16 protein-coding genes and 1 pseudogene are annotated in these 25389 nt (G+C 64.1%); 10 read left to right on the top strand and 7 right to left on the bottom strand.

Going from position 1 to position 25389, the window contains the following annotated elements; translation table 11 throughout:
- The first annotated feature begins 27 nt into the window (after positions 1-27).
- Together AC3WLX_RS18100 and AC3WLX_RS18095 are read left to right on the top strand one after the other, a co-directional pair.
- The gene (locus AC3WLX_RS18100; RefSeq protein WP_291621617.1) at positions 28-1284 is read left to right on the top strand and encodes an aminopeptidase; all 1257 of its coding nucleotides are present in this window, start codon (positions 28-30) and stop codon (positions 1282-1284) included.
- A gap of 298 nt (positions 1285-1582) precedes the next feature.
- Positions 1583-2032 carry a cupin domain-containing protein gene (locus AC3WLX_RS18095; protein ID WP_492336956.1) on the top strand — a complete coding sequence of 150 codons (450 nt, stop codon included), beginning with the start codon at positions 1583-1585 and terminating at the stop codon, positions 2030-2032.
- Between the two features lie 106 nt (positions 2033-2138).
- Here AC3WLX_RS18095 and AC3WLX_RS18090 read toward each other — a convergent pair whose 3' ends face one another.
- From AC3WLX_RS18090 to AC3WLX_RS18075, 4 genes and pseudogenes are all read right to left on the bottom strand, one after another.
- The gene (locus AC3WLX_RS18090) at positions 2139-2660 is read right to left on the bottom strand and encodes a hypothetical protein (RefSeq protein WP_492336955.1); all 522 of its coding nucleotides are present in this window, start codon (positions 2658-2660) and stop codon (positions 2139-2141) included.
- Between the two features lie 65 nt (positions 2661-2725).
- A complete protein-coding gene (locus AC3WLX_RS18085; protein WP_492336954.1) occupies positions 2726-3538 on the bottom strand; it encodes an MBL fold metallo-hydrolase in 813 nt (270 codons plus the stop codon).
- 78 nt (positions 3539-3616) lie between these two features.
- Positions 3617-5158 (bottom strand): permease, encoded by a 1542-nt coding sequence (locus AC3WLX_RS18080; protein WP_492336953.1) that lies wholly within the window; start codon positions 5156-5158, stop codon positions 3617-3619.
- Positions 5155-5850, bottom strand: a pseudogene (locus AC3WLX_RS18075) (ABC transporter ATP-binding protein); the annotation flags it as partial. The pseudogene AC3WLX_RS18075 and the gene AC3WLX_RS18080, both read right to left, overlap by 4 nt.
- 329 nt (positions 5851-6179) lie before the next feature.
- Between AC3WLX_RS18075 and AC3WLX_RS18070 the strand changes: the two are divergent.
- From AC3WLX_RS18070 to AC3WLX_RS18045, 6 genes are all read left to right on the top strand, one after another.
- Positions 6180-7055 (top strand): branched-chain amino acid ABC transporter permease, encoded by an 876-nt coding sequence (locus AC3WLX_RS18070; protein WP_492336952.1) that lies wholly within the window; start codon positions 6180-6182, stop codon positions 7053-7055.
- Positions 7056-7060: 5 nt separating this feature from the next.
- Complete coding sequence (locus tag AC3WLX_RS18065) at positions 7061-8212, top strand: branched-chain amino acid ABC transporter permease (protein ID WP_291621634.1); 1152 nt, start codon at positions 7061-7063, stop codon at positions 8210-8212.
- A complete protein-coding gene (locus AC3WLX_RS18060) occupies positions 8209-8967 on the top strand; it encodes an ABC transporter ATP-binding protein (protein ID WP_291621636.1) in 759 nt (252 codons plus the stop codon). The genes AC3WLX_RS18065 and AC3WLX_RS18060 overlap by 4 nt, the downstream gene beginning before the upstream one ends.
- A 4-nt stretch (positions 8968-8971) precedes the next feature.
- Positions 8972-9760 (top strand): ABC transporter ATP-binding protein, encoded by a 789-nt coding sequence (locus tag AC3WLX_RS18055; protein WP_291621638.1) that lies wholly within the window; start codon positions 8972-8974, stop codon positions 9758-9760.
- Positions 9761-9852: 92 nt separating this feature from the next.
- On the top strand, positions 9853-11691 hold the full coding sequence (locus tag AC3WLX_RS18050) for an AMP-dependent synthetase/ligase (protein ID WP_492336951.1): 1839 nt from the start codon (positions 9853-9855) through the stop codon (positions 11689-11691).
- A gap of 138 nt (positions 11692-11829) precedes the next feature.
- Complete coding sequence (locus AC3WLX_RS18045; protein ID WP_492336950.1) at positions 11830-13029, top strand: ABC transporter substrate-binding protein; 1200 nt, start codon at positions 11830-11832, stop codon at positions 13027-13029.
- A 202-nt stretch (positions 13030-13231) separates the two neighbouring features.
- Here the strand turns inward: AC3WLX_RS18045 and AC3WLX_RS18040 are convergent, their stop codons facing one another.
- Both AC3WLX_RS18040 and AC3WLX_RS18035 read right to left on the bottom strand, forming a co-directional pair.
- A complete protein-coding gene (locus tag AC3WLX_RS18040; RefSeq protein WP_492336949.1) occupies positions 13232-14347 on the bottom strand; it encodes a lysozyme inhibitor LprI family protein in 1116 nt (371 codons plus the stop codon).
- 171 nt (positions 14348-14518) lie between these two features.
- Complete coding sequence (locus tag AC3WLX_RS18035; protein WP_492336948.1) at positions 14519-15247, bottom strand: transglutaminase-like cysteine peptidase; 729 nt, start codon at positions 15245-15247, stop codon at positions 14519-14521.
- 743 nt (positions 15248-15990) lie between these two features.
- On the opposite strand from AC3WLX_RS18035, the gene AC3WLX_RS18030 reads away from it, so the two are divergent.
- Positions 15991-21033 carry a VCBS domain-containing protein gene (locus AC3WLX_RS18030; protein WP_492336947.1) on the top strand — a complete coding sequence of 1681 codons (5043 nt, stop codon included), beginning with the start codon at positions 15991-15993 and terminating at the stop codon, positions 21031-21033.
- Positions 21034-21163: 130 nt separating this feature from the next.
- On the top strand, positions 21164-23395 hold the full coding sequence (locus AC3WLX_RS18025) for a CHASE2 domain-containing protein (protein ID WP_492336946.1): 2232 nt from the start codon (positions 21164-21166) through the stop codon (positions 23393-23395).
- 335 nt (positions 23396-23730) lie between these two features.
- Here AC3WLX_RS18025 and AC3WLX_RS18020 read toward each other — a convergent pair whose 3' ends face one another.
- Positions 23731-25326 carry an ABC transporter substrate-binding protein gene (locus tag AC3WLX_RS18020; protein WP_492336945.1) on the bottom strand — a complete coding sequence of 532 codons (1596 nt, stop codon included), beginning with the start codon at positions 25324-25326 and terminating at the stop codon, positions 23731-23733.
- Positions 25327-25389: the final 63 nt, after the last annotated feature.

Raw genomic sequence — 25389 nt, 5'->3', positions numbered from 1 at the left:
TGAGCGACTTTCGGCAGAGGGCCCGGCATGACTGACCAACGCAATATCTCCACTCCCATCGATCCGGCGAAGCTCGACCGGCTGGCCGAGGTGGCGGTGAAGGTGGGCCTGGGCTTGCGGCCGGGACAGGATCTGCTTCTCACGGCGCCCGCGATCGCGCTGCCGCTGGTGCGGCGGATCGCCGTGCACGCCTACAAGGCCGGCGCGGGCCTCGTGACGCCGATCCTGTCGGACGAGGAGATCACGCTGGCACGCTACCGCAACGGCCACGACGACAGCTTCGATCGTGCCGCCGGCTGGCTCTACGAGGGCATGGCCAAGGCGTTCTCCAACAACACTGCACGGCTCGCCATCGTCGGTGACAATCCGATGCTGCTGTCGAGCGAGGATGCTTCCAAGGTGGCGCGCGCCAGCAAGGCGAATTCGATGGCCTATCAGCCCGCGCTGGAGAAGATCGTCAATTTCGACACCAACTGGAACATCATCGCCTATCCGAGCGCGTCCTGGGCGAAGCTGGTGTTTCCTGGTGATCCCGAGGACGTCGCCGTCGGCAAGCTCGCCGATGCGATTTTCGCCGCGTCCCGCGTCGATCGCGAGGACGCGATGGGCAATTGGGCGGCCCACAATGCGGTGCTGCGCGAGCGTACCAACTGGCTCAACGGCCAGCGCTTCCGCGCGCTGCAATACTCGGGTCCCGGCACCGATCTCACCATCGGCCTTGCCGACGGTCACGAATGGGAGGGCGGGGCCTCGCTCTCCAAGAACGGCATCAGCTGCAACGCGAACATTCCGACCGAGGAGGTGTTCACCACGCCGCATTGCCGCCGCGTCTACGGCCATGTCGTGAGCTCGAAGCCGTTGTCCTACCAGGGCACGCTGATCGACAACATCGCGGTGCGCTTCGAGGACGGCAAGATCGTCGACGCCAAAGCCTCGCGCGGCGCCGAAGTGCTGAACAAGGTGCTCGACACCGACGAGGGCGCGCGGCGCCTCGGCGAGGTGGCGCTGGTGCCGCATTCCTCGCCGATCTCGCAGAGCGGATTGTTGTTCTACAACACGCTGTTCGACGAGAACGCGGCCTCGCACATCGCGCTCGGCCAGTGCTATTCAAAGTGCTTCGTCAACGGCGCCCAGCTGACGCCGCAGCAGATCGCGGCGCAAGGCGGCAACCAGAGCCTGATCCACATCGACTGGATGATCGGCTCGGCCGAGACCGACATCGACGGCATTTTGGCCGACGGCAGCAAGGTCCCTGTCTTCCGCAAGGGCGAGTGGGCGAAGTAGCCCGCGGTAACTCTCCTCGGTCGCGGACGAGCCGCGCCGACGGCCTCCATAACATCGACCGCAACGGCCTCGCGGCTTCATTTTAATACCACCGCGCACTTTGTCGCACCCGGGACTCACCTGGTCATGTCCGCGGATTTGCACGGGAATTGTGACGTTAACCGTCTGCACGTGTTGCTTCCGGCGGATTCTCGAAATCGATGTAAGAAAGAATTAGAAACGGGCGACTAGCGTCCGTGCATCTTTCGAGACACTCCCGGCCGGAGCCGGCCGCAAAATATCATTTCCGAGGAAGCAAATGGCATTGATTGAAGTCGGCAGTTTCAATGTGGACCTCGAGCCGAGTCCGATCGAGCCCTCCTGGATCATCGAGGGTCATCCGGTCGCGCGCTCGCGCGTCCTGTCCACCAGCGAAGACCGCACCGCCCAGACCATCGTCTGGCACTGCACCGAGGGGCGCTTCAACTGGTACTACGACATCGACGAGACGATCATGATCATGGAGGGATCGATCGTGCTCGAGAGCGACGGCATGCCGCCCAAGCGCTACGGCCCCGGCGACGTCATCTTCTTCCGCGACGGCGCGCATGCGAAATGGCACGTCGAAGGGCACGTCAAGAAGATCGCCTTCTGCCGCAAGACCAATCCGGTGATGATCGGTTTCCTGATCCGCGTCGTCAACAAGCTTAAGAGGATGTTCGTTTCCACAGGCGCGCCCCGTCCGGCCTCGCTGATGGGTGCCGGCTGACGGGACAATAAGGCTTCAAGGACGCTTCCCAGCGGCCACGACGAAGAGGGGCCGGGATCGACATCCCGGCCCCTCTTCTCGTTTCGGTATCATGGCTGGCCGATGCTCATGGCCTGCGCCGTCGCGCTTTGACCTCCACCATCAGCCGCCAGTCCTTCGCTGCTGCGGACCTGGCCTCGCCGAGCCAATGGAACGAGCCGTCCGTGATCCCGGTGAAGCTCCAGCGCGTCAGTTCGCCGGATTCGGTCGTGCCTTCCTGCACGATGTCGTTGCCGTGCGGGCGGCCAATCTGCTGGCGGAACACGCAGCGCGCGGGATCGAACCAGCAGATGCGCCACGCGGACAGGGCGGGATCATAGACTCGTAGCGTGGTGCCGTACCAGTTGCCTGCGATCGGAAACGCCGGCGCGCCTGCGGGCCGGGGGATGATCCAGACGTCCTGCACGGCGCGCCCTTCGAGCACCCAGCCGAAATGGATTTCGCCAGGGGCGGTGTGCTTCGTTCCGTCCACTCCATGGGCCGTGATCTCGGCGTCCCAGTCGCCGATGAAGCGGCCATAGAGCTGGAGTGCCTCGGCATGCTCGGGGTTGGCTGCGTCGGCGTGCAATAATCGGGCAAAGTCGCTCATGCTGATCTCCTGTTGCGAGGAGATCAGCATGACCATCCGCCGGCCGGCTTGGAGAAAATTGCGCCTCAGACGCCGTCGAGGATGATCACGGTCGGCTTTGGCGGCAGCGCATCCCGCGACATCCGGAACGAGCGCTCGATGCGGCGGTCGATCTCGAACTGCTGGCCGATCCGCCGCATGAAGTCGTCGAGCGGGGTGGCGAAGCGGTGCATCGGCAGCACCACCGAGGCGCGCAGCCGCTTGGTGATTTCGGAGATGCCGTCGAGCGACATGGTGTAGGTGCCGTCGATCGGCACCATCACGATGTCGAGCCGTCCGATCTGGGCAAAATGGCTGTCGTCCAGCTTGTGATGGAGGTGGCCAAGATGGCCGATGCAGAGGCCGGCGGCCTCGAAGATGAAGATGGAATTGCCGTCGCGGAGCATGTCGCTGCCGAGATCGTCGGAGAAATAGCGGCGGATGTCCGTCGTGACGTTGCGGATGATGGTGTCACTGATGCGCTGCGACACGATCGCCGGCTTGCCGTCGTCGCTCCAGCCATGCAGCACGTGGGGGATTCGCTTGTCCGGATACAGGGAATAGTGCGTGCTGTGCGCCCGGTTCATGGTGACGACGTCGGGCAGCCGTCCCACCTGGTATGCGCCGCTATAATCCGTCGCGATGCGCAGGCCGCCGGGCGTGTCGATGAAATAGGTGGAATGGCCGGCATAGGTGATCTCGACCTCGGGCGAGGCGGCCGCTTTCCGGTACGCGACGGACATGACCCGCGGCGCGGCATTGGCCATCGCCAGGCATTCGCTGCGCAGTGGCTGCTGCGCGAGGGCAGGTGAGAGGATTGCGCCGAACAGCGCCAGAGCCGCCGAAACCAGTCGCCGCATGCATCCATCCCCAATGATGTCAGGGGAAGTCTAGCGTGCAACGCAGCGCGTGGCCAACAGCCAGTGATCAACAGCGCGTCAGTGTCGCACCGTCACGGTCCGCCCGGGGGCTAACTTCCAGGTGATCGCAACCAGACCCGCGGTAATCAGGCCGGTGATGAGGCCGGCAAGCGGCAGGGCGAGCAGCAGGGCCGCCGTCGCGGCCCAGCCGATCGAGGAAAAGGCCTCGGCGAAGGTCGCCAGCCGCGACGAGGTCTGGCGGCGGCGGAATTGGCTGCGCCTTGCCTGAACGCGGAACCAGAGCTGGATCGCGGTCGCGGAGGCCGCGCTGACGATGATCGCGCCGGCGCTGATCGCGGCCTGGGACGGCGAGGCAAAGGCCAGCGCAGCGACCAGCGGGCCGAAGATCGCGGCAATGGCGATCAGCACGACCTCGATCTTGGCGCGAATGACGCCGGATGGCATCAGCGGCGCCGTTGCGACCAGGTCGGGAGCGTCCTCGCCCGAGATCGTCAGCCAGGCGAGCCCGCCGGCGAGCTGTCCTGCCGCCATCACGATGACGGGCGTGATCAGCGTCAGCGCCGCGGAGCTGTCGGCAAAATTGCGCCAGAGCAGGAGCGCCGGCGGCACCAGGTAGAGCAGCTGCATCAAGGTCTGCGAGATCAGCCACGGATCGCGCCACAGCAGCATGAATTCCTTGCGACGCAGCGCCTGCTGGCGCGATCCGCCGCGGAACGGGCGCTCCCTGGCGCGGACGCGGCCGGATGCGCCATACGCCGCCGCATCGATCGCGGTGTCGGCGAAGCGGTGCGAGAAGATCGCCATCACGCCGCCGAGCAGAACCAGAGCCAGCGCGAGAAGCAGCAGCAGGGCCTCATGGTCGCCCATCGCTGCCCGCGCCGGCCACCACCAGATGCTGTCGATCTCGGGTGCATGGGCGGCGAGACTGCCGGAGGTCAGGATGGTGAAGCGTGCCAGCGTGCCGTAGGACATGATCGCGGCGATCTGGAGCGCGATCACGAAGCCTGCGCCAATGATCGCGGCGAGGATCTGGGCGATCAGGCGCGTTCGCGCCGGGCCGATCAGCCGGAACAAGAGAATGGTGATGGCGATCGCGATCGCCGCGGCGGACAGGCCCATCGCAATGACGACGCCGAAGGCGGCGAGCCAGCGCGCGCCGCCGCCGATCACCAGCACGTCGATGAAGGGCGTCGAGAACAGCAGCGCCAGCACGGTGACGGTCAGCGCGATTGCGGCGATGCGGACCGAGAACAGATTGGCGAGCTGCGCCGGCGAGGACATGATCAGGTCGAGATCGGCGCGGGCGTAGAATACCCGCGTCACCGACTCGATCGCCTGCGACAGCATCAAGGTCCAGGCCAGGAAGATCGTCGCCGAGATCACGATCAGCGAGGATTTGTCGAGCGGCAATTGCAGGTCGGCGAATCGCCCGATCACCGCCCAGGCCGGCAAATGCAGCAGCGCGGCGAAGCAGAGCAGGCCGACCACGGCAACGCGCGCCCGCTTGCGCCGGCCGCCCGTCATCATGGCGAACCATTCCCGCCAGGCGAGCCGCAGCTCGTGACGGGCAAACCAGGACAGCGCGGTTGCCGAGCTCATGCCGCGGCCTGAAGCGTCACCAGCGCGATGAAGAGATCTTCCAGGCTGGTGTCGGCATGGCCGTTCTGCTGGCGCAGCTCGGCGAGCGTGCCTTCCGCGACCAGGCGACCGGAGGCGATGACGCCGATGCGGTCGGCCATGCGCTCGGCCACCTCGAGAATGTGGGTCGTCATGATGACGGTGCAGCCGGCGCGGACGCGCGCGCTGAGCAGGCCCTTGACGTGGCGGGCGGAGACGGCGTCGAGCCCCGTCAGCGGCTCGTCGAGGATGATGAGGCGGGGATCGTGCACCAGCGCCCCTGCGAGAGCGACCTTCTGGCGCATGCCCTTGGAAAAGCCCTCGCAGCGCTCGTGCCGGTGCGCCTCGAGCCCGAGCGAGCCGAGCAGCTCTTGTGCCACCGGCTCCGAGATCGCCGGAGCGATGCCCCAGAGCCCGGCGACGAATTCGAGATATTCGAGTGGCGTCAGCTTGTCGTAGATCATCGGCTCGTCGGAGACCCACGCCATCACCTGCTTGGCGCCGACAGGGTCGGCCAGCGCGTCGATGCCGAAGATCGAGACAGCGCCGGCGTCGGGGCGCAGCAGGCCTGCAACCATCCGCAAGGTCGTGGTCTTGCCGGCGCCGTTGGGACCGACCAGCGCGTAGAATTCTCCGGCGCGAATGGTGAGATCGAGGCTGTCCACCGCCAGACGGTCAAAACGCTTCGTTAACCCCTTAACTTCCAGCGCCGAGCTGTCCGGCTTCATGACGGCCACACCATCCGGTTTCGCATCGCCCGAGACCATGATCCGAAGATATTGAGGCGCCGTGAATCGCACTGCCGCAAATTCCGTCATCCGGATTGGCTAAGGGCGGGCCACGCCCACAAGTCACCGTTTGTTGACAGCGCGCGAGCGATCAGGCTGAATTGATTCCGGACAAATGGAGCTAACGCGGCGAAACGACTGCGTAGCGACTGGACACAAGATGCGGTTGAGCGGCCAAAAAGAGCCGTTGGTTGCATCGGGGAGGATGCGCGGCGATGCTGGATTTCGTTCAGCAGCTGGTCAGCGGTGTTGCGCTCGGCTGCGTTTACGGCCTGATCGCGCTCGGCTTCGTGCTCGTCTACAAGGCCACCGAGGTCGTCAATTTCGCCCAGGGCGATCTGATGATGCTCGGCGGGTTCTTTGCCTTCACCTTCATCGGCATGATGGGATTGAACTACTGGCTCGGCTTTGCCGGCGCAGTGGCCGCCATGGCGCTGTTCGGCATGGTGGCGGAGCGCGTGGTGGTGCGGCCGATCCTCGGCTATCCCCAGTTCTCCATCATCATGGTCACGATCGGCCTCGGCTATTTCCTTCGCTCGGTCGCCGGCATGATCTGGGGCACCGACGATTTGAAGATCGATACCCCGTTCAGCCAGGGCGTATTGCGCATGGGCTCGCTGGTGCTGGCCTACGACAAGCTCTCGGTGATCGCGGCGACGATGATCCTGTGCACGCTGCTGTGGCTGTTCTTCAACAAGACCATGCTCGGCACCGCGATGCGGGCCAGCTCCGAGAACATGCTGGCTGCTTACTACATGGGCATTCCGGTCAAGCGCGTGGTGTCGGTCGTCTGGGCCATCAGCGCGGCGGTCGCGACCTGTGCCGGCGTGCTGCTGGCCCCGATCACCTTCATCCACTCCAATGTCGGCCTCGTGCTCGGCCTGAAGGCGTTTCCCGCCGCCGTGCTCGGCGGTTTCGGCTCGATCCCGGGCGCAGTGGTCGGCGGCGTCCTGATCGGCGTGATCGAGAGCATGGCCGGCTTCTACCTGCCCGAGGGCTGGAAGGACGTCGCGCCCTACCTCGTGCTGCTCGCCGTGCTGCTCCTGAAGCCCGAAGGCCTGTTCGGCCTCCACGTCCGCAAGAAGGTCTGAACGCCATGCGGTTCATGTTCAAGACCGACTACGAGGACGACATCAAGCTGTTCCCGCATTCGGGCTACATCGTCACCTACGGCGTCCTGCTCGCGCTGCTGCTGATCGCACCTCATGTGCTCTCCAGCTACCTGATGAGCCAGCTCGTCTTCGTCTGCATCTACGCGATCGTCGGCGTGGCGTTGCTGATCCTGACCGGATTCACCGGCCAGGCCTCGCTCGGGCACGCCGCGTTCCTCGCGATCGGGGCCTACACGGCCGCGTATCTGCAGAAATACAACGTGCCGTTTCCGGTGTACTTCCTCGCCGCCGGGCTCCTGACCGGGATCATCGGCGCGATGGTCGGGTTTCCGGCCCTGCGTCTTACCGGCATCTACCTCGTCATCGCCACCATCTCCTTTGCCCTGATTGTCGAGGAGATCCTGGCGCGTTGGGAGAGCGTCACCCACGGCAACGAAGGCATGCGGGTCAAGGCGCTGTCGCTGCTCGGGGTCACCGTGCCGCGCGACAGCCCGACCTTCTATTACCTCTGCCTTGCCGTACTGGTTCTCACCATCGTCGGAACGCTCAATCTGTTACGCTCGCCGACGGGCCGTGCCTTCGTCGCGATCCGGGATTCCGAGACCGCGGCGCGCAGCATGGGCGTCAACGTCGCGCTCTACAAGGTGAAGTCGTTCGCGATCTCGGCGGCGATCACCGGCTTTGCCGGGGTGCTGTTCGCGCACAAGCTCTCCTTTATCTCGCCGGAGATGTTCACGCTCCAGCTCTCGATCGAGTTCATCATCGTGATCCTGATCGGCGGCACTTTCAGCCTGCACGGCGCCGTGCTCGGCGCGATCTTCATCGTGATGATCGACCCGTTCCTGACCTATCTGAAGGACGACATGCCCGGCATCATCGCCGGCATCGCCGCGGCATTCGGGGCCGGCACGACGACTGCGGGCAACATCCAGGCGAACGTTGCGGCCTTCGCCTCGCTCAACGGCCTTAAGGGGGCGATCTACGGCATCATCATCGTGTTGTTCGTGCTGTTCGAGCCGCTCGGGCTCTACGGCCGCTGGCTCAAGATCAAGCTCTTCTTCCAGCTGTTCCCGCTCTACAAGCGTGCCACCTTCAAGCGGCAGAAGATCTACGTGAAGTCGGAGCGCAACCGATGAGCTATTTTCGCGCCGAGAACCTCTCGCTGCATTTCGGCGGCCTCAAGGCCGTCGACGCGGTCTCGTTCGCGGTCGAGAAGGGCGAGATTCTCTCGATCATCGGGCCCAACGGCGCCGGCAAGAGCTCGATCTTCAACCTGATCTCGCGGATCTACCGGCCGACCTCCGGCCGCATCTTCTTCGAGGACCAGGACATCACCGAGGAGGCGCCCTACGACATCGCCAAGCTCGGCATCGCCCGCACCTTCCAGAACATCGAGCTGTTCGAGAACGCGACCGTGCTGTCGAACCTCCTGGTCGGCCGTCACCGCCATTCCACCACGCAGCTCTGGCAGGAGCTCTTGTTCCTGCCTAGCGTCCGGGCCAACGAGAAGGTGCACCGCCGCCGGGTCGAGCAGGTCATCGAATTCCTCGATCTCGAGCCCTATCGCGACAAGCTGATCTCGGGCCTGCCTTACGGCGTGCGCAAGGTGATCGAGCTGGCGCGGGCGCTGTGCTCGGAGCCGAAACTGATCCTGCTCGACGAACCGTCCTCCGGTCTCAATGTCGAGGAGACCGACGACATGTCGTTCTGGATCCGTGACCTCAAGAACGAGCTCGGCGTCACCGTGCTGATGGTCGAGCACGACATGTCGCTGGTCAACCGCGTCTCCGACCGCGTCATCGCGCTGAATTACGGCCGGGTGCTGGCGATGGGTTCGCCGGCCGAGGTGCAGCAGCACCCCGACGTCGTCGCTGCGTATCTGGGAGCCTGAGGCGATGGACGCGACCGCGACGCCCGAGACAATCCTGAAGCTCTCGAACATCGAGAGCTATTACGGGCCGATCATGGCGATCCGCGGCATCTCGCTGGAGGTGCCGCGCGGCCGCATCGTCACGCTGCTGGGCGCCAACGGCGCCGGCAAGACCACGGTGCTGAAGACCATCTCGGGAATTCTCGACCCGCAGAAGGGGACGATCGAGTTCCTGGGAAGGCCGATCCAGCGCATGGAAGCCGACCGGATCGTGCGGCTCGGCCTCAGCCACGTGCCGGAGGGGCGCGAAGTGTTCCCGTTCCTCTCCGTGCGCGAGAATCTGATGATGGGAGCCTATCCGCGCAAGGACCGCGACGGCGTCGCGGAGGATATCGAGCGCGTCTATGGCTATTTCCCGCGCCTGAAGGAGCGCATCAACCAGCCGGCCGGACAGCTTTCCGGCGGCGAGCAGCAGATGCTCGCGATCGGGCGGGCGCTGATGAACCGGCCGACGCTTCTCCTGCTCGACGAGCCCTCGCTCGGCCTGTCGCCGCTGCTGGTGAAGGAGATCTTCACCATCATCCGCCGGGTCAACGAGGAGCAGGGCATGTCGATCCTGCTCGTCGAGCAGAACGCCAAGGTGGCGCTGGAGACGGCGCATTACGGCTATGTGCTGGAGATCGGCCGAATCGTGATGAACGACACCTGCGACCGCTTGATGCATTCCCAGGACATCCAGGAGTTCTACCTTGGCGCCAAGGAAGCGGGTGCGCGAGGCGAGCGGCGCTGGAAAAAGAAGAAGACGTGGCGGTGAGGACAAGCTGGCAGTAGGATGAGCTTGCCATCCGCAATTAGAGACCGCCGGCAAGGCAGGCAGCGGAGGCACGCGACAAGGAGGAGACGCGCATGGCCCGACCGGCGGTGCTGACGGTCGCTGATACGATCGCGAAGAGCTTTCTGCAGGCCGCCGAGACGCGGGGCGAGAGGCCGGCGATCCGCGAGAAGAAGTTCGGCATCTGGCAGCCGACAAGTTGGCGCCAGTGGCTCGAGATCTCGAAAGAGATCGCCTACGCGCTTCGCGCCATCGGCTTCATGCCCGGCGACGTCGCCTCCGTCATCGCCAACGCCGTCCCCGAATGGGTCTACGCCGATATGGGCATCTTGTGCGCCGGCGGCGTCTCCAGCGGAATCTATCCGACCGATTCCTCCTCGCAGGTCGAATATCTCGTCAACGATTCCCGCACGAAAGCGATCTTCGCGGAGGACGAGGAGCAGCTCGACAAGATCCTCACCTGCCGCGCGCGTTGCCCGAGCTTGCAGAAGATCATCGTGTTCGACATGGAGGGCCTGCGCGGCTTCTCCGACGATATGGTGATGTCGCTCGACGAATTTCGTGCGCTCGGCCGCAACCACATGGTCGGCCGCGAGGCGCTGTGGCAGGAGATGATCGAGAGCCGTAGCGCCGGCGATCTCGCGATCCTGGTCTATACGTCGGGCACAACAGGTCCGCCCAAGGGCGCGATGCACGCCAACCGCAGCGTCACCCACCAGATGCGGCACGCCAACGACTTCATCCCTGCGCAAGAGGACGAGGAACGGCTGGTGTTCCTGCCGCTCTGCCATGTCGCGGAGCGCATCGGCGGCTATTACATCTCCGTCGCGCTCGGCTCGGTGATGAATTTCGCCGAGAGCCAGGAAACCGTGCTGGACAATCTACGCGAGGTGCAGCCGACCGCCTTTCTGGCGGTGCCGCGGGTCTGGGAAAAATTCTATTCCGCCATCACCATCGCGCTGAAGGACGCGACGCCGCTTCAGCAATGGGTCTATCGCCGGGCCATCGCCGTCGGCTACCGCATGGTGGAGTACCGGCTCGAGGGCAGGGCGCCGCCGCTAGGCTTGCGCATCGCCGACCGCATCGCCTATCTGGTCGCGTTCCGCAACATTCGCCGCATGATCGGGCTCGACCGTTGCCGCATCGCGTTCACCGGCGCAGCCCCAATCGCACCGGAGCTGATCCGCTGGTATCTGGCGCTCGGCATCGACATGCACGAGGTCTACGGCCAGACCGAGAATTGCGGGGTCGCCACCATGATGCCCGCGGACAGGATCAAGCTCGGCTCGGTCGGCACCGCGGTGCCCTGGGGCGAGGTCGCGCTGTCGCCCGAGGGCGAGATCCTGGTCAAGGGCGACTTCCTGTTCATGGGCTATTTGAACCAGCCGGAGAAGACCGCGGAGACGATCGATTCCCGCGGCTGGCTGCACACCGGCGACGTCGGCACCATCGACAATGAAGGCTTCGTGCGCATCACCGACCGGATGAAGGACATCATCATCACCTCAGGCGGCAAGAACATCACGCCGTCCGAGATCGAGAACCAGCTCAAATTCTCGCCCTACATCTCGGACGCGGTCGTGATCGGCGACAAGCGGCCCTATCTCACCTGCCTCGTGATGATTGACCAGGAGAACGTCGAGAAGTTCGCGCAGGATCGCGACATTCCCTTCACCAACTACGCCAGCCTGTGCCGGGCGAGGGAGATTCAGGATCTGATCTGGCGCGAGATCGAACAGGTCAATGTGAACTTTGCCCGCGTCGAGACCATCAAAAGGTTTTACCTGATCGAGCGCCAGCTCACCCCTGAGGACGAGGAGCTGACGCCGACCATGAAGCTGAAGCGCGGCTTCGTGAACAAGCGCTACGCCGCCGAAATCGAAGCAATGTATCGCGAGCGTGCGGTGGCGTGACCATGCGCTTGCCCGGGAAAGTGGGAACCGGTTTTCCGGGAAGAGCATGCGCAAAAAGGAAACGTCGCATTCGAGAAAGCGAAGGAGCCGTGGCCCCCGCCCTTCGTCCAACACGGGCCTTTAGGAGAGGAGACGTCAATGTCGAAATCGTTCAGCGCATTCGGCCTTGCTGTGAGTGCCGTGGTGCTCACCTGTCTGCCGGCCGCAGCGCAAACCAAGGTCACCAATGAGGGCATCTCGGCAACCGAGATCGTCATCGGCACGCATCAGGATCTGTCGGGTCCGATCAAGGGCTGGGGCGTTCCGGTCGCAAACGGCCTGAAGATGGCGGCCGAGGAGATCAACGCCGCCGGCGGCATCCATGGCCGCAAGATTCGACTGGTCGTCGAGGACAGCGGCTATGACCCGAAGAAGGCGGTGCTGGCTTCGCAGAAGCTGATCGAGCGCGACAAGATCTTCGCGATGGTCGGGCCGATGGGGTCGCCGACCGTGCTCGCCGCGCAGGACATCCTGTTCGATGCCGGCGTGCTTCAGCTCTTCCCGCTGACGGCGGCCGAGTTCACCTTCAAGTTCGATCCGGCCAAGCCGCAGGAGCGATTGAAGTTCAACAACCTGCTGCCCTACGTCGAGAGCACGCGGGCCGCGGTGAAGTACATGATAGAGTGGAAGGGCTTTAAGAAGCCCTGCATCATGCATCAGGACGACGAGTACGGTAAGAACGTGCTCGACGGCTTCAATCAGCAGCTTACCGCCATGAAGGCGCAGCCGGCTTCGATCACGAGCTACAAGCGTGGCGCCTCCGATTTCAGCGCGCAGATCGCCAAGATGAAGTCCGACGGCTGCGACCTCGTCGTGCTCGGCACCGTGCTCCGCGAGACCATCGGGGCGATGGGCGAAGCCAAGAAGCTGGGCTGGGACGTCACCTTCCTCGGCGCCACTCCCACCAACGTGATGGAGGTTCCTGCGTTGGGCAAGGAAACGGTCGAGGGGCTCTATGCCGCCAGCGGCTTCGAGATTCCCTATGAGGACACCGCCAAGGGCAAGGTGAAGGACTGGCTCGTCAACTACAAGAAGATGTTCAATGCTGACGCCAACACGCAGGCGATCATCGGCTATAATGCGATGATGACGTTTGCGTTCTACGCGAACAAAGCCGGCAAGGAACTCACCGGCCAGAAGATGCTGGATGCGCTCGAGTCGGGCGAGAAATTCCTCGACATCTTCAACTCGCCGCCGACCAAGTTCTCCAAGACCGACCACCTCGCCAACACCATCACCCAGGTGCAGCAGGTCAAGGGCGGACGCTGGGTGCTGGTGAAGGACAATCTGATGTTCTGATCTCTCGCGAGCGACCGGTGCACTCTCTCCCCTTGTGGGTCCCCTTGTGGGAGAGGGTGGATCGCCGCGCAGCGGCGAGCCGGGTGAGGGGTCTCTATCCTCACGAACGGTCTTGCGCGTGGAAAGAACCCCTCATCCGGCGCGCTTGCGCGCCACTTTCTCCCACAAGGGGAGAAGGAAGATGCGCACCGCGGAGAGGACCCTACGATCCCCCGCTCGCCGTACCCGAATTCACCGGGGCCAGCTCGTCCTCGCGGCAGCGCCAGCCGTCGGCGGCCTTGACGAAGGCGAAAGTCCTCTGGATCCGCAGGCGGCGCGTGACGTTGAAGGCGTCCGCGGAGCGCTCCTTGTTGCCGGCGCCTGGCTGCGGCCGACCCGTCCGCGCGTCCCAGCAGGTGCCGGTGCAGGTCGAGGCCACCTTGCTGCACAGGGTAAAGGGCGCCAGCACGACCATCTCGATCTCGCCCGTGACCTGCGCTTCCTGATCGGTCACCTGGCTGTCGAGCGCATAGACGCGGTTGATTCGAAGAAAGTTGCCGCATGAATTGGCCGCATGAATTCGCGCGGCGCAGAAGTCGACGGCGTCGGTGTCGGGGATGCGGACCGTGACCTGCCGGCCGAACACCTTCCTGGGATCGCCCTTCGCGGCGCGGACGTCTTCGGTCTTGCGCTTCAGATGCTCGGCGAGGCAATCCTCCGCCGATTCCAGCTCCTGCAGCGGCACGTTCTCCTTGCCGACCAGATTGCATTTTCGGTCGCGTTCGCGCGTCCATCGGCCATATTCGGCGAAGGCAAAGCGTGCCGCGGTCGGGTCCAACTTGCCGATCAGGCCGAGCACCTGGCCATTGAGCTCGGCCTCGGCCAGCGCCAGCGACGGATCCGCGCAGATCACCGCGCCGGCAGCGGTGTTGGCTGCAAGGCAGTCGAAATCGGGATCGCGCACGATCGCGGTGCGCTCCTCGGTGACCCTGAGCAGGCAGGCCCTGACGCGGTCGAATTCGTCGGCGCGGATCGCGGTCTGGCCGACGATGCCGCAGCCAAGGTTGCGGTTGCGGACCCAGATCGCATTCTCCTCGATCGCAGGCAGACGATCGGGCAGGCGGGCGAGGCGCGCCTCGATTGCGATGCTCAGCTTTTCGGCGGCGGCGGCAAGCCCGGCATCGCCGCAAAACAATTGATTGCCGGGGTCGCGAATCTGCTGGCAGTTGTTTTTGGCATACAGCGGCAGCCTGTCGGCGATCGTACCGCCGGATTGCGCGAACGCGGACGCCGCCGGCGATGCCAGCAGCGCAAGCACGGACAGCACGATGAATCGCATTCCACTCGCCCCCGCACGGAAGGCACTATGCTAGCGTGTGGTCTTGCGCGGTGAAATGGGTTTCTGGGAAGTGGGATGTCTGTAGCCCGGACGGAGCGCAAGCCTGATCCGGGGGCGGTGCGAGTGCTCAGAGTCCCGGATTTCGCTGTGCTCCACCCAGGCTGCGCGCGATCAACGCGCCTCGGAGGCCATCGAGACCTGGATCGGCTCGTCGACGTATTTCATCACCGCCGACTGGTGGAGCACGAACAGCGGCTGGTAGCTCCGCGTTGCGTCATCCCCGACCATCGCCATGCGGCGGTTGTCGAGCATCAGCCACTGGCCGTCGAGCCGGGCAGCGGCAACCGCATGATCCTCGCCGGCGCGGATGTCGCGCACCACCACGATGCGGAGATCTTCAGGGGCCACCCCGGCCAGCCGCAGCGCGGCCAGCTTGGCGATAGCATAGTCCTCGCAATCGCCGGCGCCGCGCGCGAAGGTCGAGAGCGGCGAGCTCCAGACGTCGTCGGTGCCGTCATCGGCGGCGTGGATGGCGAGGTTGACGGCGCGGTTGGCCTCGCCGAGGCGCGCGCGGCCGTCGCGGGCGCGGGCCTGGTCGACGATGGCGAGCAGTTTCAGGGCTGCGGGCGAGACGCAATTGTCCCGGTCGCCGTCGCATAGTGCGAGCTGCACCATGTCGTCGTCGAGCCTGTGCTTCAGCGCGGACCATTTTTGCTGCAGGCCGCCCGACGAGATGGCGAAGGCGAACACCCCGAAAGGTTCGGCGGATTTGCGCACGAGGACGCCGGCGCCCGGCGACAGCAGCGTGCCGGCGCGAAGCTCCGCGGCCGATCCGAGCAGGATCAAGCCGCACAAGACAAGGATTGCGCGAAAGGCGCGCGAGCGAGCTGCGGTCTCCATCTGACATCCCCTTCCAGGCTTCGCGAGATCCCCCTCGATCTCGACGTGCCGGGCTTGTTGCTTTCGCGGAGATAGTGCGTGACGGGCCGTTTTGGTCTGCTTAACGCGGGCGGCAGGGGTATCAAAACCGGGTGACAGGCTGAACCAGGCTCGTCTGAATTGCGTCAAATTTTACGATTCCGAGGCTAGGAGGGCGCTTCCTGCCGCGAAATGGAGCCGGTTGCAGGCACAAGTTGCGACCGCCGCTGATTTTGTTCCCTATGGCTAACAGCCCGCTATTTCACGGGATCTGTTAGTTAGGTCACAGATTTAGCTCCGTATTTGCCGCAGGATGCTGCAGAGCATCATCAGGAAAAGATAAAACAAGTATCTGTTTTGTCTTCTTTACTTTAGACGACTTGGGGCGAGGGGAAATGCCGGCATCTAAGCTTCTTTCGACTGCGGAATTCTTCAATGACGACTTCCGCTTCTCTAAGGAAGCCCCGCCCTGCAGCGGTTCTTTCAGCCAAGTGACACGAAATCACACAAGCAATAGATGGTTTCACTAAGGACTTGGTAATGCTAAGCAAGCTTTGGCGGTCGATACTTACTTAAATTTTAACCCATTTCACGGTGCCCGGTTGAATTACGCTGGCAAATTTGACGCCGCGACGTCGCTGGACGGCCAGGGTTCCAGCTCGCCTGCCTCTATCGCTGCCGATTCCTTGTCGGCCAAATCCTTTATCGCGAAGGCGAATGGCCTCGTGCCGGATGGCGCATTCGTCGTTCCCGACCCTAATCTGATCTTCAACGGCGAGTTCAAGCGAACCGGTCTTGATCTCGTGCTGTCCCACGACGGCCATGAGTACGTGGTTCACGATTATTTCCGGGGCGAAAAGCGTGCGGCGATCGCCTCGCCCGACGGCGCCCACCTCAGCGGCGACGTCGTCAACGCCCTCACCGGCCATGTTCAAGTTGCCCAGGCCGCGCCCGGCGCCTCTGCCGCTCAGGTCATCGGTCACGTCACCAAGCTCGTGGGCAGCGCGACCGCGATCCGTAACGGCGTCTCGGTTATCCTCAACAACGGCGACAACGTCGAGAAGGGCGACGTGGTCTCGACCGGAGCCGATTCGACGCTCGGCATTACCTTCATCGACGGCACCGTGTTCGGCCTGTCCTCCAATGCGCGGATGGTGCTGAACGAGATGGTCTACGACCCCAACGGGTCGAGCAACTCCTCGCTGCTCAGCCTCATCGCCGGCACCATCACCTTCGTCGCCGGCGAGACCGCCAAGCACGGCGACATGAAGGTCGACACGCCGGTCGCCACCATGGGCATCCGCGGCACCGCGGTGCTGACCCAGATCAACTTCGTGGTTCCCGCCGGCGGCGGCGATCCGCAGCCGCAGGCGAGCTTCCAGGTGCTGGTGGAGCCGAACGGCACGACCGGCTCCTACATCCTGTTCGACAAGGTCACCCTGCTGCCGATCGCGACGGTCAACCAGGCCGGCCAGATGATCCAGATCAGCGGCGGCAACGTCTCGATCACCAACGCGCTGATGTCGCCGGACGTTCAGAAGTTGATCACGGACGTGTTCACGCTGAAGTTCACCGACAACAACACCAACACCAAGCTGACAACGAACTTCACCGACACGATCACGCCGTTCAGCCAGGACCTGGTGTTCAAGTCGGGGTCCGGCGCCATCGTGACCGCGACCCTCGTCAACCTCAATTTGCAGACATCGGACAAGCCCGGCCCCTCGACGCCGCCCATCGTGCGCATTCCCGGCCAGCCGATCGTGCAGAGCTTCGACGCTGCCGGCAACGTGAAGACGGCGTTCGGGCTGACCGAGCGCGCGGGCACGACCGGCGACACGCAGGCCGATACGATTTCCGGCATCATCAGGTTCGTCGATCAAAACCTCGGCGACCGGCCGACGGTGAGCATCAGTCTCGCCGCCGCCCCGAATTTTGCCTACAAGAACGCCGGCCAGACCGACGTCACCAGCTCGCTTTCCGCGCTCCAGAAGCAGGCCATCGCGGCGACGCAGATCCAGATCAATGTGGTCGCCGACCCCGGCAACCAGAACAACGGCTCGGCGGTCTGGACCTACACGATCCCCGACAAGGTCTTCGACTTCCTCGCGGCCGGCGAGACGCTGACCCTGACCTACATGGTCCGCGTCGACACCAATTTCACGGTGAGCCCCGAGAGCAAGTTCGTCCCGATCACCATCACGATCACGGGGACGAACGACAAGCCGACCGTTGCGACGTCAGGCGGCACGGTGATCGAGTTGGTCGGGACCGGAAACCAAGCTCTCAGCACCATCACCGGCACGGTCACCTTCACGGACGTCGATCTGACCGACCGGCCGATCGTCAGCGCGGAACTCTCGTCCACCCAACCGTTCAAGTATCTCGACTCCGAAGGCAACGACATCACCGCGACGTTGACGCCGGCGCAGCTCGCCGCGATCGCTGCCGTCAAGGTGCCCTTGACCGTGGTTCAAGGTGCCGCGAACGGCAACAACGGTACGGCCACCTGGACCTACAGCGTTCCCGATCATCTGTTCGACTTCCTCGGCGAGCACGAGAAGCTGATCCTCAATTACGTTGTGCAGGTCGACGATGGTCATGGCGGCGTCGTCAGCACGCCGCTCACGCTGTCGATCGATGGTGCCGACGTCAACGTCGAGGGCACCAACGACCTGCCGACGATCGTCCAAGACGAGACGTTTGCTACCGGCGCTGTGACGGAGGATGGGGAGAGCCTGACGGCGGACGGCACCATTGCTTTCAACGACCCCGATCTCACCGATACGCACACCGCGAGCTTCGTTCTGAAGTCGACGACGTCGAACGCGCATCTGCCCGGTTTCAGCAATGGCACTTCGCATGTCGGCACGTTTGCGCTCGGGGCAGTGATTCAGAGCCCGGGCGCGAGCTCCCGTGGGTCGCTCGGCTGGACCTTCACCCTCAACGACAACGATCCGGTGCTCCAGTCGTTGGCCGAGGGGCAGACCATCACGCAGGTCTACACCGTCAAAGTCGACGATCACCACGGCGGGACCGTCACCCAGGACGTCACGGTGGTCATCACCGGCACGAACGATGCGCCGACCATCACGAGCGTTTCCGGGGCGGCCAAGGGTGCCGTGACCGAGGATACCGGCGCGACGCTGACGGCCGGCGGCACGCTCGCGATTCAGGACCTCGACCTGATCGACACGCACACGGCGCAGGTCACGTTCAAGTCGTCGACCTCGAGCGGACATCTGCCCGGGTTCGTCGACAACACCACGAAGATCGGCACCTTCACGATCGATCCGTCGGTGCTCGAATCCAACACCGATACCAGTAACGGGGCAACGCTGGGCTGGCACTTCAGCCTCGCCAACGGCAATCCGGTGTTGCAGTCGCTGGCTGAGGGCCAGACCATCACCCAGGTCTATACCGTCACGTTCACCGACAACCATGGCGCAACGGTCTCGCAGGACGTCACGGTCACGATCAAAGGGACCAATGACACGCCGACCATCACCAGCGGCGCTGCGGCCGCTGCTGGGGCAGTCACCGAGGATACTGGCCTCACCCTGTCGATCGCCGGCACGCTCGCGATCCAGGATCTCGACCTGATCGACACCCACACCGCGCAGGCAGTGTTCAAGTCGGCGACCGCGAGCGCGCCTCTGCCGGGCTTCGCCGGCAACGAGCCGCTCGGGACCTTCACGATCGATCCATCGGTGCTCGAATCCAGCACCGACACCAATAACGGGGCAACACTGGGCTGGCACTTCAGCCTCGCCAATAACGATGCGGTGTTGCAGTCGCTGGCCGAAGGCCAGACCATCACCCTGGTCTACACCGTCACGTTCACCGACAATCACGGCGCGTATGTCTCACAGGACGTGACCGTGACGATCAACGGTGCCAACGATGCGCCGACGATCACCAGCAGCGCCACCGATGCCGCCGGAGCCGTAACCGAGGACGCCTGCGCGACACTGTCGATCGGCGGCACGCTGGCCATTCAGGATCTCGACCTGATCGATACCCACACAGCGCAGGCGCTGTTCAAGTCGGCGACCTCGAGCGCGCCACTGCCGGGCTTTGGCGGCAACACGCCGCTCGGGACCTTCACGATCGATCCGTCGGTTGCCGAGTTCAACAACGACTTGGACAACGGCGCGACGCTGGGCTGGCACTTCAGTCTCGACAACAGCAATCCGGTGTTGCAATCGCTGGCCGAAGGCCAGGCCATCACCCAGGTCTACACCGTCACCTTTACCGACGATCACGGCGCGCACGTCTCGCAGGACATAACTGTCACGATCAACGGCACCAACGACGCGCCGACGATCACCAGCGACACCGCCGCCGCTGCGGGGGCGGTGACCGAGGATGCATGCGCGACGCTGTCGATCGCGGGCACGCTGGCGATCCAGGATCTCGACCTGATCGACACCCACAGCGCCGAAGCCGCGTTCAAGTCGGCGACGTCGAGCACGCATCTGCCCGGTTTCGACGGCAGCACGCCGCTGGGTACGTTCACGATCGATCCGTCGGTAACCGAGTTCAACAACGATACGGACAACGGCGCGACGCTGGGCTGGCACTTCAGCCTCGACAACGACGATGCGGTGCTGCAGTCGCTGGCGCAGGGCCAGACCATCACCCAGGTCTACACCGTCACCATCACCGACGATCACGGCGCGCATGTCTCGCAGGACGTGACCGTCACGATCACGGGCGTCAACGACGCGCCGACGCTCGCGGATCTGGACATCGGTCCGATCACGGACACGACTGCTCAGGACACCTTCTCCGATCTGACCGGTACACTTGCGGGCCACGACGTGGATAGCGGCGAGACGGCGACGCTGACCTATGCGGTCCTCGATGCAGACCATCACGCGGCGACGACGGTTGCCGGCCTCTACGGCTCGCTGACGGTCAATCCCGACGGCAGCTACAGCTACGTCCCCAATGCAGCGGCCATCAACGCGCTGCCGGATGGCTCCTACGTGGACGAGTTTACGGTTCAGACCACGGACGTGCACGGCGCGACCGGCACGGCGAAGCTCACGGTCAACGTGAGCGGTTCGGACGAGGGCAGCGCGCCGGTCATCGACACCACGGGCTTCCAGGTCGAGCACATCAACGAGAACAGTAACACGATCATCACCGATCTTCAGGTCTTCGACGCCGATTCCAGCACAGATACGTTCACGGTCACGCTGTCGACCGCACAGGGCGTCAGCACAGCCAGCGTCTATCCGACGACCGGCACGCTCGATCAGATCAACGCAGGCCTCGCGGAGGGCGCAGGCATCGCCTACGATCCGACCGGCGCAGCTCCCGGCGCGGAGTTGCCCGCGACCGACCGGATCACGTTGACCGTCACCGACGCGGCCGGCCACTATGACACCGTCAACTTCATCTTCGCCGAGGGGGCTGGCGGCCAGGGTATCACGCTGCAAGGCACCGGCGGCAAGGACATCATTTTCGCCACCGAGTCGAGCGACACGCTCATTGGCGGCGGCGCCAGGGACCAGTTCGTTTTCGCGCCGGCATCGTCGCTGGACAATGTCCAGCATACCGTCGAGGATTTCGAGCTCGGTCTGGACAAGATTGACCTGCGGCAGTTCAGCGGAATCGGCTCCCTGAGCGATCTTACGCTGACAGAGCAGAGCGGCGGCACGTTGCTGACGTTGGACACCCAGGAGACGGTCCTGCTCAAGAATGTGGCCATCCTGAATCTCCAATCCAGCGATTTCATCTTCGGCACGCACAACGCCTAGCGGACGCGGGGCGGGCGGCCTTCGGGTGGCAAAAAATCTGGAATCCTCGGCATCCAGGAATAGCCAACCGCATGCCGACGCTCCATGATCGCGGCGCCCGGCTCGGTCCGGGGCAGGGAATTCCACTTTCATGAAGCGTCTCAAGATCCTGCGGCGGTGGTTTGCGCGGAAGTTCGGCCTTGCGCGGCTGATGTGCCTTGCGCTGCTGGTCCTGTTCGCGGGCGCGCGCCTCTGGGATCCGCTGCCGATCCAGGAATTGCGGCTGCGCACCTTCGACATGTTTCAATTGATCGATCCGCGCCAGAAGGCGGCGCGGCCGGTCGTCATCGTCGATATCGACGACAAGAGCCTCGCCAGGCTCGGCCAGTGGCCGTGGCCGCGCACGCGCATCGCCGACATGATCCAAAACCTCACCAACAACGGCGCGGTGGCGATCGGCTTCGACGTGGTCTTCTCCGAAGCCGACCGGCTCAACCCGGATCAGGTCGCGAGCCAGATGCGCTATCTCGACGACGCGACCCGCGCCAAGCTGCGCGAGCTGCCGAGCAACGATCAGATCCTCGCAGACGCGATCAAGCGCTCGCGCGTCGTGCTGGGCGAAACCGGGCTTCCGGAAGTCCTGTCCGAACTCGACAAGTCATTGCCGTTCACGGGGGTGGCCACAGTGGGGGAGGACGGGGCCGAGCGCTTCCTGTTCGAATTCCCCGGCCTGCTGCGCAACGTACCGGTCATCGAGAGAGCCGCGGCCGGCCGCGGCCTGTTCTCGATCCGGACCGAGCGCGACGGATTGATCCGCCGCGTGCCGATGATCATGCTCGCCCAGGGCAACATCATGCCCTCGCTCAGCCTCGAGATCCTGCGCGTCGTCACGGGCACCCCGACCTTGCTGATCCGCACCGACAAGACGGGCATCAAGGCGATCCGCCTCAAGGGCCTGGAGGTTCCGACCGACAAGAACGGTCAGCTCTGGGTGCACTATGCCCGCCGGGATCCGTCGATCTACGTCTCCGCGGTCGACGTGCTCGACAATACTGTGCCGCCCGGGAGGTTTGCCGGCAAGCTGGTGCTGGTCGGCACCTCAGCGGGCGGCTTGAACGACATCAAGACCACGCCGGTGTCCCGGGCCATGCCGGGTGTCGAGATCCATGCCCAGGTGCTGGAGGGCGTGCTGAGCCGCGCGGTGATATCGCAGCCGAACTATGCGCTGGGCGTCGAGCTGATCGCGGCGCTGATCATCGGTCTGCTCGTCATCATCTTCACCCCGAATCTCGGTCCCGTCCGCCTCGTGCTGGCGGGCGCGGCCTTCGCGGCCATTCTGGTCGGCACCTCCTGGTTCTTCTACGCGCAGCACCGCTACCTCATCGACTTCACTTACCCGCTGCTGTCGACCACGGCGATCTACCTGACGCTGATCTTTGCCAGCTTCGTGCGCGAGCAGCGCCAGCGCGTGCAGATCCGCGGCATGTTCGCGCAGTACATGTCGCCGGTGCTGGTCGAGCAGCTGGCGCAGTCGCCGGAAAAGCTCGTGCTCGGCGGCGAGGAACGCGAGCTGACGATCATGTTCTCCGACGTGCGCGGCTTCACCACGATCTCGGAGACCTACAAGCACGATCCGCAAGGGCTGATCGAGCTGATGAACCGCTTCCTGACGCCGCTGACCGACGTCATCATCGAGCGCAAGGGCTACATCGACAAGTACATGGGCGACGCCATCATGGCGTTCTGGAACGCGCCGCTCGACGACGCCGAGCACGAGATCAACGCCTGCGAAGCCGCCATCCAGATGCTCGAGAAGATCGACGAGGTCAACAAAGGTCGCGAGCAGGAGGCGGCCGACGGCGGCCACGTCTACATCCCGCTCAACGTCGGCATTGGTCTCAATACCGGCATCGGCGTGGTCGGCAACATGGGATCCGACCTGAAGAAGAACTATTCGGTGCTCGGCGACAGCGTGAACCTGGCTTCGCGCCTCGAGGGCCAGTCCAAGGAGTACGGCTTCCCGATCATCGTGGGCTCGCGGACGGCGCTCGCCGCCAAGGATAAGTTCGCGATCCTCGAGCTCGACTTCATCATGGTCAAGGGCAAGACCGAGCCGGAAGTGATCTACGCCATCGCCGGCCGCGAGGACGTGATGAATTCGGCCGCCTTTCAGCGCCTGCGCAACATCACCATCGAAATGCTCGGTTGCTACCGCGGCCGCGACTGGCAGGGCGCGCTGGATGCGATCGAGCGCGGCCGTAGAAGCGAAGACGCCGACACGCTGGAGAAGCTGTTCAGGCTCTACGAGGCGAGGATCAGGGATTTCCAGGTCAATCCGCCGCCCGAGGGCTGGACCGGCGCCTATGCGTTGCTGACGAAGTAGGGGGCACACACTCGCTGGTGCCACATACTCGCTGTCGTCCCCGCGTAGGCGGGGACCCATAACCACAGGCAGCAATTATGGCGCGAGCTGACAACTCCGAGTTGTCGTCAAACCACTCCCTGTGGTTATGGATCCCGGGTCTGCGCGTACGCTTGCCCGGGACGACAGCGGTGGTTGGCGAGACGCTGGGCGTCAACGCGACAGGCGCCAAACACCAACTCTCGTAAGGTGGGCACAAGGCGCGTGAGCGCCGTGCCCACGATCTTGATCTGCAATGTCGAAAGGGTGGGCACGCTTGCGCTTTGCCCACCCTACGACAGCTGTGTTTGCCGCCCTCACTCCATCCCGATCGTCGTCAGATCCTGGAACCAGTGCTGCGCCTGCACGAACTGCTTGATCTTCGGCGACAGCGCGTGCGGGTTGGTGTCGTGGACGACCCAGACCAGCGTGGCGTCGTCGACGATCAGCGCATGGGCCTGCGCCAGCAGCGCGTCCTGCTTGGCGCTGTCGAAGGTCTGCTTGGCCTCGTCGATCAGCGCATCCACCTTCGGGTTCTTGTAGCCGCCCCAGTTGACGCCCACGGGCGCGATCTGCCCGGAATGGAAGAAGCGGACGATCGCATAGAGCGGGTCCGAGGTGACATAGGCGATGTTGTTGGAGGTGATGCCCGCGTTCATCTCGTCGGCCGCGCCCTTACGCCAGTGGGTGTAGAGCGTCTCGAGCTCGACCACCTTGAAGTCGATGTCGATGCCGATCTCCTTGAAGCTCTGCTGCAGAAACTCGTTCATCGGCAGCGACAGCATCTGGCCGGTGCCGCCCTGCGCGATGATGAAGGTGGTCTTCAGCGGCTTGGCCTTGGAATAACCGGCCTCCTCGACCAGCTTCTTCGCCGCGGCGAGATCATACTTCAATTCGAAGCTCGGCTTGCCGAACCACGGGCTCGACGGATCGACCTGTCCCTTCGCGGGCTTCGCCAATCCGTTCATCAGGCCGACCACCGCCTCGCGATCGATCGCAAGGTTGAGCGCCTTGCGCAGGCGGATGTCGGTCCAGGGCGAGCCCGGCAGCACGCTGAGGTGATAGTTCCAGACATGCGGCGTGACGTTGTCGACCAGCTTCATGCCGGCCGCTTTCAGCTGCGGCACCGCGTCCGGCGCGGGCGTCTCGATCAGGTCGACCTGGCCCGCAAGCAGCGCATTGGTGCGCGTCAGCGCTTCCGGCATCGGCACCAGCACGATCTTGTCGGCCTTGGGGATACGCTTCTTGTTCCAGTAGTCGGGATTCTTGGAGAGTTCGGCGAGTTCGCGCGGCACCAGCCTGGTCAGCTTGAACGGACCGGTGCCGGAGGGCTGGCTGGCGAACTTGTCCCAGTCCTTGCCGAGCTTGTCGTACTGCGCCGGGCTCGACACCAGGAACCACAGCATCTGATAGGGGAAGAAGGAATCGACCGTCTTGGTGGTGATCTCCACCGTGAAATCGTCGACCTTGGCGTAGCTGGCGACCGAGGGCAGGCGAGTCTTCACCTGCGCGCTCTGCCGCTTGTCGAATTGCGGCGCCTTGTCGTTGAGCACCTTGTCCAGATTCCAGATCACCGCATCGGCATTGAACTCGCTGCCGTCGTGGAACTTCACGCCCTTGCGAAGCGCAAAGCGCCATTTGGTCTTGTCGGCATCGTCGACCTTCCATTCGGTCGCAAGCCCCGGCACCAGCTTGCCGGGCCGATCGGCGACGTCCATCTCCCAGGCCACCAGCGGATCGTAGATCGTGTAGGCCGAGAACTGATAGGCGCCGGCGCCGCGATCGGGCTGGCCGGTGGTGAGCGGGATGTCCGCCATCGAGATGCCGTAGCGCACCACCGTTTCGGCGCGCGCCGAGATTGCGGAGGACGCCAGCGCAAGCACGGCGAGACAGGTCGATAGGCGAATACGCATGGTCCAAAGCTCCCAGGGATTTCGGAGCCGAACTTGCAATCTTGATGCCAGAATAGGCAGACC

The organism is Bradyrhizobium sp. FW305-F6 (assembly GCF_058782905.1).
This window is presented reverse-complemented; position numbering and strand designations above follow the sequence as displayed.

What these genes read in the sequence shown, in the direction of transcription:
- AC3WLX_RS18020 (WP_492336945.1), bottom strand. Translation starts at nt 25,326, where the DNA reads ATGCGTATTCGCCTATCGACCTGTCTCGCCGTGCTTGCGCTGGCGTCC.
- AC3WLX_RS18040 (WP_492336949.1), bottom strand. Translation starts at nt 14,347, where the DNA reads ATGCGATTCATCGTGCTGTCCGTGCTTGCGCTGCTGGCATCGCCGGCG.
- AC3WLX_RS18035 (WP_492336948.1), bottom strand. Translation starts at nt 15,247, where the DNA reads ATGGAGACCGCAGCTCGCTCGCGCGCCTTTCGCGCAATCCTTGTCTTG.
- AC3WLX_RS18055 (WP_291621638.1), top strand. Translation starts at nt 8,972, where the DNA reads ATGGACGCGACCGCGACGCCCGAGACAATCCTGAAGCTCTCGAACATC.
- AC3WLX_RS18045 (WP_492336950.1), top strand. Translation starts at nt 11,830, where the DNA reads ATGTCGAAATCGTTCAGCGCATTCGGCCTTGCTGTGAGTGCCGTGGTG.
- AC3WLX_RS18085 (WP_492336954.1), bottom strand. Translation starts at nt 3,538, where the DNA reads ATGCGGCGACTGGTTTCGGCGGCTCTGGCGCTGTTCGGCGCAATCCTC.
- AC3WLX_RS18025 (WP_492336946.1), top strand. Translation starts at nt 21,164, where the DNA reads ATGAAGCGTCTCAAGATCCTGCGGCGGTGGTTTGCGCGGAAGTTCGGC.
- AC3WLX_RS18095 (WP_492336956.1), top strand. Translation starts at nt 1,583, where the DNA reads ATGGCATTGATTGAAGTCGGCAGTTTCAATGTGGACCTCGAGCCGAGT.
- AC3WLX_RS18050 (WP_492336951.1), top strand. Translation starts at nt 9,853, where the DNA reads ATGGCCCGACCGGCGGTGCTGACGGTCGCTGATACGATCGCGAAGAGC.
- AC3WLX_RS18065 (WP_291621634.1), top strand. Translation starts at nt 7,061, where the DNA reads ATGCGGTTCATGTTCAAGACCGACTACGAGGACGACATCAAGCTGTTC.
- AC3WLX_RS18090 (WP_492336955.1), bottom strand. Translation starts at nt 2,660, where the DNA reads ATGAGCGACTTTGCCCGATTATTGCACGCCGACGCAGCCAACCCCGAG.
- AC3WLX_RS18080 (WP_492336953.1), bottom strand. Translation starts at nt 5,158, where the DNA reads ATGAGCTCGGCAACCGCGCTGTCCTGGTTTGCCCGTCACGAGCTGCGG.
- AC3WLX_RS18070 (WP_492336952.1), top strand. Translation starts at nt 6,180, where the DNA reads ATGCTGGATTTCGTTCAGCAGCTGGTCAGCGGTGTTGCGCTCGGCTGC.
- AC3WLX_RS18100 (WP_291621617.1), top strand. Translation starts at nt 28, where the DNA reads ATGACTGACCAACGCAATATCTCCACTCCCATCGATCCGGCGAAGCTC.
- AC3WLX_RS18060 (WP_291621636.1), top strand. Translation starts at nt 8,209, where the DNA reads ATGAGCTATTTTCGCGCCGAGAACCTCTCGCTGCATTTCGGCGGCCTC.